Below are 1,269 nucleotides of genomic sequence, written 5' to 3'. Positions count from 1 at the left end.
GAGCTTAGCCACCCCTGCCGCGGCGTCAAGCGGAGGCAGGTCAGCTGAAGCAAGATGTTAGGCAGCGAACATGTGCCTTCTTAGATCTCGCAGGCAATAGCGGCAACTCTCTAGCTGGACAATTGACTTTGCCTGCTTTTTATTGGCCCACTCGAGCAGTTTCAAAAAACGCCTGCCAAAAGAACCCATTCTGAAAGGCTATACACAACCCCGGAAGAGATAGTTCATCCTTCACGAACTTAGAGTAAACACCTGCATAGACGATAGGCGAAGCGATTAGCGCCCCAATAAAACGAGGGATATTGAAACCTATTGCCCCAGTCTCTTGGATGCTGTCCCATATTTCCCCGGCCATTATTCCAGTAATCATCGTTCCAGCGTAAATTACATCAAGCCAAGTGATATTTATTTTGGGCAGCGCTCTACTTTTTATGCCGTGTCCAACGGCACGCGTTGTTCTACGACTAGTTATTAAATGTCCTATGGCACCAGATGCGAACATTAAGATGAGCCCAACAATGATCAAGATGATTTGAAGCACATCCATAAGATAAGATCCTCCTTGGGCAAAGATTATGCGACCTCAAATTCACTAAGCCTCTTTAGCAGCGTAGCGATCGCTGCCTAACGGGGTGGCGAATACGCCGCCCCGTTCACACGACTGCCTGCGGTCGGGTGAACAATTGGATTATATGATTTCCGCGCAAAACTCCTCCACCACTTTATTATCGGCATAAGACGTCTTCGTGAGTGAATGACTAAGTTTTTTTGCTGCCGATATCTTCAACATGGTTCTTTTCATCTTCTGGTTTTTATTCGGTTTCCGTATAACACACCCTCGTTTCTCCATACGAAAACATACCCAAAGGACCGCTAAAGCCCACTCCATCGTTATTCAGAACCTATATCTGACAACAAAGATACTCTGTTCATTCCATATAGTCAAACCGATTTTTCATCAACTCGGAGCTTGGCGATGCTTAGAGTAATTAACCTTTCTTTGCCTTCCCTCGTTCCTCATCACCTCACATCCTTCGTTTATGCCTCCGGCACAGATCGGCATACTAAAACCCATCGTGCTCGAAGATTTCGCCTGCCTTCTTATTTGTAGTAAAATTGTGGCGTATCTTTTATTTGGAAACGATGCAACACGATATCATTGATAACCGCGATACGCTTCTTCACGATACTGTAAATAAATTGCTCTCTAGTGCAGAGGCTGCCCACTTTGCGGTTGGTTTTTTCTTTCTCAGTGGCTTCAAGGCAATT

Annotated in this window: 1 protein-coding gene; it reads right to left on the bottom strand. The window is 45.5% G+C overall.

What is annotated here, in order from left to right; all coding sequences use genetic code 11:
- Positions 1-139 precede the first annotated feature (139 nt).
- The gene (locus NZM04_06160) at positions 140-547 is read right to left on the bottom strand and encodes a hypothetical protein (protein ID MCS7063611.1); all 408 of its coding nucleotides are present in this window, start codon (positions 545-547) and stop codon (positions 140-142) included.
- Positions 548-1,269 lie beyond the last annotated feature (722 nt).

It is taken from the genome of Candidatus Methylacidiphilales bacterium (assembly GCA_025056655.1).
Lineage (GTDB): Bacteria > Verrucomicrobiota > Verrucomicrobiia > Methylacidiphilales > JANWVL01 > JANWVL01.
This window is presented reverse-complemented; position numbering and strand designations above follow the sequence as displayed.

Bases quoted from the DNA above. Each gene is read 5' to 3' on its own strand.
- NZM04_06160 (MCS7063611.1), bottom strand. From the start codon at position 547: ATGGATGTGCTTCAAATCATCTTGATCATTGTTGGGCTCATCTTAATG.